General features: G+C 70.8%; 10 protein-coding genes and 2 tRNA genes. 3 read left to right on the forward strand and 9 right to left on the reverse strand.

The annotated features are described in order from the left end of the window. Window positions 1–113: 113 nt before the first annotated feature. On the reverse strand, window positions 114–857 hold the full coding sequence (locus ACRDTB_RS35900; RefSeq protein ID WP_431436711.1) for an IclR family transcriptional regulator: 744 nt from the start codon (window positions 855–857) through the stop codon (window positions 114–116). A 147-nt stretch (window positions 858–1,004) separates the two neighbouring features. Between ACRDTB_RS35900 and ACRDTB_RS35905 the strand changes: the two genes are divergently transcribed. Together ACRDTB_RS35905 and ACRDTB_RS35910 are read left to right on the forward strand one after the other, a co-directional pair. Beyond that, complete coding sequence (locus tag ACRDTB_RS35905; RefSeq protein WP_431436712.1) at window positions 1,005–1,394, forward strand: metal-sulfur cluster assembly factor; 390 nt, start codon at window positions 1,005–1,007, stop codon at window positions 1,392–1,394. After that, a complete protein-coding gene (locus ACRDTB_RS35910; protein ID WP_431436713.1) occupies window positions 1,391–2,395 on the forward strand; it encodes an amidohydrolase family protein in 1,005 nt (334 codons plus the stop codon). The genes ACRDTB_RS35905 and ACRDTB_RS35910 overlap by 4 nt, the downstream gene beginning before the upstream one ends. A gap of 346 nt (window positions 2,396–2,741) precedes the next feature. Here ACRDTB_RS35910 and ACRDTB_RS35915 read toward each other — a convergent pair whose 3' ends face one another. From ACRDTB_RS35915 to ACRDTB_RS35935, 5 genes are all read right to left on the reverse strand, one after another. Further along, window positions 2,742–3,161, reverse strand: a complete 420-nt coding sequence (locus ACRDTB_RS35915) for a MaoC family dehydratase (RefSeq protein ID WP_431436714.1) — start codon at window positions 3,159–3,161, stop codon at window positions 2,742–2,744. Further along, the gene (locus tag ACRDTB_RS35920) at window positions 3,161–3,607 is read right to left on the reverse strand and encodes an FAS1-like dehydratase domain-containing protein (protein WP_431436715.1); all 447 of its coding nucleotides are present in this window, start codon (window positions 3,605–3,607) and stop codon (window positions 3,161–3,163) included. The genes ACRDTB_RS35915 and ACRDTB_RS35920 overlap by 1 nt, the downstream gene beginning before the upstream one ends. Continuing rightward, a complete protein-coding gene (gene rpmG, locus ACRDTB_RS35925) occupies window positions 3,608–3,775 on the reverse strand; it encodes a 50S ribosomal protein L33 (protein ID WP_431436716.1) in 168 nt (55 codons plus the stop codon). A gap of 29 nt (window positions 3,776–3,804) precedes the next feature. Next, window positions 3,805–3,877, reverse strand: a tRNA-Met gene (locus ACRDTB_RS35930). 40 nt (window positions 3,878–3,917) lie between these two features. Then, window positions 3,918–3,990 (reverse strand) — tRNA-Thr (locus ACRDTB_RS35935). 76 nt (window positions 3,991–4,066) lie between these two features. On the opposite strand from ACRDTB_RS35935, the gene ACRDTB_RS35940 reads away from it, so the two are divergent. Then, entirely contained in the window at window positions 4,067–4,459 is a 393-nt protein-coding gene (locus ACRDTB_RS35940) for a hypothetical protein (protein ID WP_431436717.1), read from the forward strand. A gap of 28 nt (window positions 4,460–4,487) precedes the next feature. Here ACRDTB_RS35940 and ACRDTB_RS35945 read toward each other — a convergent pair whose 3' ends face one another. The 3 genes from ACRDTB_RS35945 to ACRDTB_RS35955 form a co-directional block, all read right to left on the reverse strand. Then, window positions 4,488–7,145, reverse strand: a complete 2,658-nt coding sequence (locus ACRDTB_RS35945) for a putative bifunctional diguanylate cyclase/phosphodiesterase (protein ID WP_431436718.1) — start codon at window positions 7,143–7,145, stop codon at window positions 4,488–4,490. Between the two features lie 168 nt (window positions 7,146–7,313). After that, window positions 7,314–8,384, reverse strand: a complete 1,071-nt coding sequence (locus ACRDTB_RS35950) for a winged helix DNA-binding domain-containing protein (protein ID WP_431436720.1) — start codon at window positions 8,382–8,384, stop codon at window positions 7,314–7,316. Window positions 8,385–8,459: 75 nt separating this feature from the next. Then, a partial coding sequence (locus tag ACRDTB_RS35955; protein ID WP_431436719.1) for a hypothetical protein occupies window positions 8,460–8,948 on the reverse strand: 489 nt, incomplete at its 5' end.

Consider the following 8,948-nt stretch of genomic DNA (forward strand, 5'->3'; position numbering starts at 1 on the left):
GGCCGGATCTGGCGGCCGGGTCAGCGCGGGCCCGCCGGCGAGTCAACGTGGGCCGGGTCGGTCAACCAGCCGGGTCAGCGGGCCGGGTCAGCGGGCCGGGTCAGCGGGCCGGGTCAGCGGGCCGGGGCGAGGTCCTCGGCGGCGCGCATCGTGTGCCAGATGACCGCCGGCGGGACGTCGTCGGCGCGGGTCGAGGCGACGATCGCCCACGGGTCCGCGGAGTCGCGGCCGATCAGCGCGCCAACGCACGACACCCCGTCGCGGAACTGGCCGTGCTCGAGCACCGGGCGGCCCTCGCCGACGCCGGAGAGCTCGGCCTCCAGCGCGTCGGTGTCGACGACCGTGCGCGCGGTGAACCGGCGCATGCCCTGCTCGGCCAGGTAGGCCACCCGCCGCGGGCGAGGCAGCGACGCGAGCAGCACCTTGCCGATCACCGTGGCGTGCGCGGCCACGTTCAGGCCGACCTCGAGATCCTCCAGGTACGGCGACTCCGGGCCCTCGACGAGGTCGGTGATCAGGATCCGGCCCGACACGAAGCGGCCGAGGTAGGCCGTGCGGCGAGTTATCGCCGACAGGTGCCGCAGCACCTCGTGCACCTCGGGCGGCTGGTCGAACGACGCCTGCAGGTCGTGGAACCGGCGCGCGACCGACGAGCCGAGGACGTAGCGCCCCTCGCGGTCGCGCAGCAGGTAGCCCTCGTAGGTCAGCGTGCGCACCAGGTGGTAGGTGGTCGAGAGGTTCAGCCGGCACCGGCGCGCGATCGCCTTCACGGTCAGCGGCGCCGGGCTCGCCCCAACCTCCTCGAGGATGCGGAAGGCCCGGGACACCGAACGGACGAGGTCGGAAGGCTCGGGCAACTGGTCTCCCATACGCCACCATCCCGCGAGCTCAGCACCGAGATCTCCATTGTGCGGGACGGCCGAACAGCCCGCCACACCACCGCGTTTTCGCCATCTGAAAACTGCGCCCTTCCTCCCGGCTCCGGCCGCTGCGAGCCTCGATGCATGGGCGAGATCCCGCAGCGCTTCCTGACCGCACTGTCCGATGTGTTCGACCCGTGCTGCCGGGAGAAGGGCATCTCGGTGGTCGACATGGGCCTGGTGCACACCGTGTCCGTCGACGACCGGCACGCCCGGATCGAGCTGCTCCTCACGTCCGGCTGGTGCCCGTTCGCGGCGCGGGTCCTCACCGACGTACGCGACCGCATCGAGCGGCTGCCCGAGATCGACTCCGCGGAGGTCGAGGTCGTGTGGCACACCGCGTGGACCACCGACCGGCTGTCCGATCAGGCCCGCGGCAAGCTCCGCTTCCTGCCCGACCCGGTCGCGGTCGCGGACCGGGACGGCTACATCGCCGCGCACCAGTCCCGTGCTCTGGAAGGAGACCGGTCATGATCGACGACACGTTCGTGTTCGACGGCGTGGCGCATCCGTTCAACTTCGAGTCGAAGAACGCGTTCGGCAGCCCTGGCGAACTGTTCGCGAACCACCTCTACGCCTTCCACGCGACGCTCACCCCCGACGGCGAGGAGCACCTGTCCGCCGAGCAGTTCCTGCGGAAGTGGACGATCGAGGACATCCGCCGCATGGTCTACGACGAGTCCGACACGGACATGCTGGTCGCCATGCCGCTACCGCTGACCGACCTGTTCGCCGACGGCCTGTCGCCGTGGGAGGAGTGCGCGGAGCTCGCCCAGCGCGACCCGGACCGGACGATCTTCTGGGGCTCGGTCAACCCGCTCGAGGGCCGCAAGGCGCTCGACCTGATGGAGCGCCAGGTCGGTGAGTTCGGCGCGAAGGCGTTCAAGTTCTACAACGTGCGCTACGACTACGGCACGCCGTTCCCGTGGCGGATGGACGACCCGCGGGTCGCGTTCCCGGTCTTCGAGAAGGCCCAGGAGCTCGGCGTGAACCTGATCGGCGTGCACAAAGGCGTGCCGCTGGGCCCGCAGCCGATCGAGCACACGCAGACATGGGACATGGACGGGGCGGCGGCGAACTTCCCGGACATCAACTTCGTGATCTTCCACGTCGGGCTGCCGTTCATCGACGAGACGTGCTGGCAGCTGATCCGCTACCCGAACCTCTACGCATCCCTCGCCGCTACGATCAACTTCCTGGTGCGCTCGCCGCGGATGTTCGCCGAGATCCTCGGCAAGTTGCTGTTCTGGTGCGGTGAGGACAAGATCGTGTACGGCAGCGAGGCGCCGATCTTCCATCCGCAGTGGGCGCTGCGCGCGTTCATGGACTTCGAGATCCCGCAGGACCTGTGCGACGGCTACGGCTACCCGCAGCTGACCGAGACGGCGAAGCGCAAGATCCTGGGTGAGAACCTGCTGCGCCTGCACGGCATGGACGTCGAGACGGCACGATCGAAGCTCGGCACGCGTACCTGACCCCGGCCGGGACCCCGCCGGTGAGTGGCGCCTTCCGGGCCATTCGGATGCCCGGAAGGCGTCATTCGTGTGTTGTCCACAGGCGCTCGTTCGCGGCCCCAAACCGTCAGCCCCCGCCGGTAGGCTGGAAATCAGGGGGACCCCTTCGCGGTTGTCCACAATGCGCCCGGCCATCCACAGATTCGTACGCGCGGGCCGGAATCGTCGGTGCCCGCCCGTAGGCTGGAAATCAGGGGGACCCCCGGCGGTTATCCACAATGCCAACGGGTGTCCACAGATCTGCTCGGCGTCGCCTGAACCGTCGGTCCTCGCCCGTAAGCTGATGACCGGGGGCCGGAGGCCGCGCCTAGCGCGTCCGGACGATCGCGATGGCCTTGCCCAGCACGGCCTTGCCCTGGAACCTCGCGGTGATGTCCACCCGCGCGGTGCCGTCCTCTCGGACGTCGCGCACCTTGCCGGTCAGCTCGACCAGCGCGCCCTCGTCGTCGTTCGGGACGATCACCGGGCGGATGAAGCGCGCCGAGTACTCGACGAGCCGGCCCGGGTCGCCGAGCCAGTCGGTGACCAGCCGGCCGGCAATGGCCATCGTGTACATACCGTGCGCGATCACGCCGGGCAGACCGACCTCATCGGCGACCCGGTCGTTCCAGTGGATCGGGTTGAAGTCCAGCGACGCGCCGGCGTAGCGGACCAGGTCCGCGCGGCGCACCCGCAGCTCCAGCGGGGGCAGCTCGGCACCGGCCGTGATCGGTGCGATCTCGGCCATCACGCCGCCCGCACCACGAGCTGGGCGCGGGCGGTGACCACCCGCTCGCCGTCGGCGGTGTCGATGTCCGCGCGCAGGACCAGGAAGTCGTTGCCGGCACGGGACATGATCTCGTCGATGTACGTGGTGACCGCGAGCCGGTCCCCCGCCTGCACGGGCCGCTCGTAGCTGAAGCCCATGTCGCCGTGCACCATGCGGTCGTAGTCGAGGCCGAGCCCCGGATCCCGCACCACGGCCTCGAGGGCGTACTGGTTGAACAGGACCATGACGAACGTCGGCGGAGCGATCACGTCGGGATGGCCGGCCGCCTTGGCGGCTTCGACGTCGCGATACATCGGGTGCGGGTCACCGATGGCGTCCGCGAACTCCCGGATCTTCTCCCGGCCGATCTGGTAGATCTCCGAACGTGGATAGCTGTGCCCGACGTAGGACGGGTCCAGTGGCACCTAGCGCGTTTCCTTGTGCATGCGGTGCCGGCCGCAGTTCGGGCAGAACTTCTTCATCTCCAAGCGATCCGGGTCGTTGCGCCGGTTCTTCTTGGTGATGTAGTTGCGGTTCTTGCACTCCTCACACGCCAGCGTGATCTTCGGTCGCACGTCGGTGGAGCTGGCCACAGCCTTGCCTCTCTCTCATCTCACCCGCGTAGCGGTGGCCGGACTTGAACCGGCGACACAGCGATTATGAGCCGCTTGCTCTACCGACTGAGCTACACCGCCAGACCCCCTGAGGGGACTTACACCCCCAAGTCTATTCGCGAGCCCCAATACGGAATCGAACCGTAGACCTTCTCCTTACCATGGAGACGCTCTGCCGACTGAGCTATTGGGGCATGCTCGCGTGAGCCGTGATGACTGTACACGGGCCCGCGACCGCCACGAAATCCGGATCCCGCATAGGCTGCCGCCGTGCCCGCACGGGAACCAACGCACGAGGACGGCCCACTGTTCCGCTCCGCCTACCGCCGCGCGGACGCCGTCGACGGCGCCGAGACCTCCGGCGCGCGCCGGAGGGCGTGGGTCCGCTTCATCCCGTCCGCACTGGCCGCGCTCGTCGAGGGCTACCTGCGCGAGACGATGATCACGGGCGCGGTCCTGTTCTCCGTCGTCGCCGCCGTGCTCGGCGCGACCTCCGGAGTCGTCGCATGGGCGGTCGGCTGCGTGACCGCCGGTGTGGGTGGGGCGGCGCTGGTCCTGGTGGCGGTCGCCCGGCGCTGGTCGTTCGGCCGGCAGTGGGCGACCGTCCTCGGCGTGCTGGTCCTCCAGCTCGCGCTGATGATCACGCGGTGGACCACGCGCTGACGCCGGGGACCCACCCGCCGCGGACCGCTCACGAGAGCAGCGTCAGGACCGTCTCGTCGCGGAGGTTGCGCGTCTTCGCGGTGCGGGCCTGCAGCCAGGCCTCCAGCCGCTCCTCGGACAGCGGCCGCGAGATCAGGTAGCCCTGCGCGACATCGCAGCCCATGCTGGCGAGCTGGTCCCGCGCGGCGTCCTCCTCGACACCCTCCGCGACCACGATCAGGCCCAGCGAGTGGCCGAGCTCGACGATCGACCGGACGACCGCGAGGTCTCCCAGGTCGGTGCCCATGCCGAACACGAAGCTCTTGTCGATCTTCACCTCGTCCACCGGCAGCTGGCGCAGGTAGGCGAGCGAGGAGTACCCGGTGCCGAAGTCGTCGACCGCGAGCACGACGCCCAGGTTGTGCAGCGCCCGCAGCACCGGCAGCGCGCGCTGCGGGTCGGCCATCACGCCGGACTCGGTCAGCTCCAGGGTCAGCAGCTCCGGCGGCACGCGGTGCCGTTCGAGCGCCGCCGCGACGCGGTCCGGGAACTCGAGGTCGGCGAGGCTGCGCACGGAGAGGTTGACCGCGACCCCGATGCGCAGCCGGCGGTCCATCCACTTGCGGACCCGGATCAGCGCCCTGTCCAGGACGAACTCGGTGAGCGCGTCGACCAGCCCCGCGGCCTCCACGGCCGGCACGAACTCGTCCGGGTTCAGGTCACCGAACTCCGGGTGCCGCCAGCGGACCAGCGCCTCGACGCCGAGGACCTCGCGCCGGGGCAGCGCCACCTTCGGTTGGTAGTGCACGCTGACCTGGCCGGACTCCAGCGCCTGACGGAACTGCGTGACCAGCTGGAACCGCCGCAGGAAGATCTGGCCCATGCTCGGCAGGTACGCGCGCACCCGCTCGCCGCTGGACCTCGCCGCGCGCAGCGCCACGTCCGCGCGCTTGAGCAGCTCGTCGACGTCCAGCTCGGTCACCGCGCCGTCGGTGGCGCCGACCGCGTCGGAGAACAGCATCCCGTCGGCCACCGCGGCGGACGAGTAGCCCACGAAGACGCCGGCCTCGACGGTCAGCCGGTCGACCGGGTACGGCGTGGACAGGCTCGCCACGAGCTTCTCGGCGAGCGCCTGCGCGCGGTCGAAGTCGGCGTCCACGAGCAGCGCCGCGAACGCGCCGCCCTCGAGGCGGGCGAGCGGGACGTCCGTGCCGAGCACGTCACGCAGCCGGCGACCCGCGGCGATCGTGATCCGGTCGCTCCACGCGTAGCCGAGCGCGTCGCTGATCGCGGGCTGGACCTCGAGGTCGACCCGCAGCATGACCGAGCCCGGGTTGCTCGCGAGCAGCTCGGTGGCGAGCTGGCGGAAGCCCGGCCGGTTGTGCAGGCCGGTCAGCGGGTCGTGGTAGGCGTCGTGGCGCAGGGTGGCGAGCAGCCGGCGATTGTCCAGCGCGGTGGCCAGGTGGCTCGCGGTGGTGCCGATCATCCGCAGGTCGGCCTGGCCGAAGCCGCGCCAGCGGGACAACTTGTCGTGCGCCTCGACGATGCCGAGCAGGTGGCTCGCGCTGCGCAGCGGAACGACGAGGACCTCGTGTGCCTCGCGTTGCACGAGCGCGTGCCGGATCTCGGGCAGCGAGTCCGCGCGGCGGAAGTGGCGCACGTGCGAGCCGGGCAGCCGCAGCAACGCGTCGGCACGCGTGCCGGTGGCGTCGACGTCGACCATCCCGGCGGGCAGCTCGTCGCCGGCGACCACGGTGTGCATCGGGGACTGCGGGTCGAACCGCAGCCGCAGCACGACGCGCGCGGCGCCGAGCTGGTCGCGGATCCGGTGCGCGACGCCGAGCCAGTCGTCGGTCCGGATGGCGCTCGCGGTGTCCTGGCCGGCGGCGGGACGGGCGGCCGCGCGCCGGCCCGAGCGCGCGACGATGAGGCTGACCTCGGACAACGCCTCGAGATCGCGCTGCTCGCGGAGCAGGCCGGAGTAGGCGAGGTAGAGCGCCCAGACGCCGCCGAGGGTGGCGAGGACGAGCGGCATGCCGTGATCGACGTTGGTCGCGACCTCGTAGCCGACGACGCCGACGGAGGCGTTGACCAGGCCGAGGACGAGCGTGCGGAAGACGAGCTTGGTGGCCGCGCCGACCCTCAGCCGCCGGCCGAGGACGTGGACGGCGGCCAGTGCCAGCAGCGTGCTGGTGATCGGGGCGCTGATCGCGCCGAGGTAGGCGGCGATCCACTGCGGGCCGGTGCCCTGCATGATCATTCCGGCCACCGTGAAGACCGCGAACGCGTTGGTGATCTCGAGAATCTCGGCGCCGGTGTTGTAGAGCACCCGGTCCTGCACGCGGCGGGCGAGCAGCGTGCCGACGCCCGCGATCAGGTGGGCCGCGAGCACGACCTGGAACGGCGCCACGAACAGGCCGATGGCCAGGGGGATCTCGGTGAATGAGATGGTCCACGAGATGCCGCCGCGGACGTCGATGTTGACCGAGAGCTGCTCGACCACCAGAAACGCGAGGACGAGCAGCAGCCCGGTGCCGATCTGCTCGGTGCTCGGGTGCAGCGGCAACCACCAGGACATGAGCGCGGCCGCGACCACGCCGACGACCAGGACGATCACCGAGAAGACGCCGAAGCGACGGTCTACCGCCAGGTCCGACTCCACGGACGGATCGGCCGGCGCCGTGCGCTCGTGCGTCGTCTCAGGCATGCACTCTCCTCGGCCGTCCATGGCGACAACCAGGTCAAATCCGCCGCACGGTGACGACGCCCCCCGGACGGGCATGTCACGGTCGGGTAACTGTACCCCGTTCGGGCGCAGAAGACCGACTGTGCTAAAAGGACATCGCGGACACGCACCGGATCGAGTGTCACCCCGTTAAGCCACCGGCACGGCCCGCTTGCCCAGGAATCGTCCGAGGTCGGCCGTTTCGTTACAGATGTCGGGAAGTTTCCGGCCGCCGAACCCGGCCACCGCCACCCGGATCGAGTCCTTTGTGGACGTCATCCGCCAGGTGCCGACCGCCTGGCCCTCGCCCAGCACGACGGGCATCACGAAGCCGCCACCAGCCTGGACGGCGCGCTGGTGCGCCTTCGGGACGGCGAGGTCGCGACCGCGGTAGCCGAGGAGGTAGGCGTCGAAGTGCCCGAGTAATCGGGTGGGCACGCCGGGTCGCGGCCCGTCCCCCAGCATGACGGCCGGCCGCCCCGCGGCGTCGACGTGCTCCACGCGGTCGCCGAGGAGGCCGAACGCCTGGCGCGTCCTGGTGACCGGCAACCCCGACCACGTGGCGAGATCCTCTGCGGTCGCGGGCCCATGCCCCCGCAGGTACCGCTCGGCGAGCATGCGCAGGGCGTCGTCCTCGTCGTGCGCACCCGGCGGCGGCCCGAGCCACTCGCGAACGAGGACGTAGGTCGGCTCGTCCGTGGCCGTGTCCGGTCCCCGGCAGAGCCGGCCGGTGTTGGCCGCGTGGGCGAGCAGGTGCGCAGGCGCCTGCGAGCGGGCGTCGAGCCGGACACCGTGGTCGGCCAGCCGCGCCACGATGTGCCCGCGAGTCACCGGCTCCATCGCGATCGTTTCGAGCGCCGCGGCGGCCCGGTCGAGAAGGTCGTCCCCAAGACCCAGCTGCCGGCGGCGAGGCACGCCGCGGGCGGCGAAGTAGGGCCCGAGGAGCCCGCCCAGCCAGAAGAAGTCGTCGGCCGCGACCATGTGGAGCGTCCCGCGCATGGCCCACGTCCGCACGACGGCCCGCGTACGGACCGCGTCGTCCACGTCGTGCGCGGTGAGCCCGCTCGTGCGCACCCGCACCGCGAGCCGCCCGGCCCGAACGTCCTGCGCCTGCACCCCGACGACCCGCCGCACCGCGTCGGCGACCGTGCCCGCCGTACCGGCGAGCCCCTGAGCCGCGGCGCGGGCCATGCGGGTCTGCCGGGCGGAGAGTCGTCTCATCACGCCCGCACGCTAACCGGGCCCACCGACAGAAGAGATATGTCCACTCCCCCTCGGTGGTCGCCGGACGTGGCGTCAGGTGCGTGCCGCGGGTTTGCGGCAGAACAGCACCGCCACCGCGAGCAGCACGACAACCACGGCGCCGCCGCCGAGGCGGAGCATGCCGGACTGGGCCAACTTGTACAGCGACCCACTCGACCCGGCCCACACATCGACGTCGCCGTCACAGGTGACCTCGGCCGAGCCGGTGAACCACGGCTCGAACTCGAAGTAACGCGCGCCCCGCAGGAAGCTCTGGTTGGTCGGCTGCCGCTGCAGCCCGCCGAGCGTACGCTGCCCACCGGATTCCGGGACCGCCTCGCAGGAGATCGGCTTGGTATCGATGTTCTTCACCACCAGCGTCCCGCCCTCCCAGGTGTAGCTCTCCTTCAGCTCAGTCTTGTAGTCGCCGCTGACCCTGGTAGAGCTGAACGTGCTCACCGCGTACACGGCGAGACTGGCCACCAGACCCAGCAACGCGATCGCGACGAACCCCCAACCCAGCGGAGTGAACTTGATGTTGCG

Origin of the sequence: Actinophytocola sp. (assembly GCF_050699935.1) — a bacterium.
Taxonomy (GTDB): domain Bacteria; phylum Actinomycetota; class Actinomycetes; order Mycobacteriales; family Pseudonocardiaceae; genus Actinophytocola.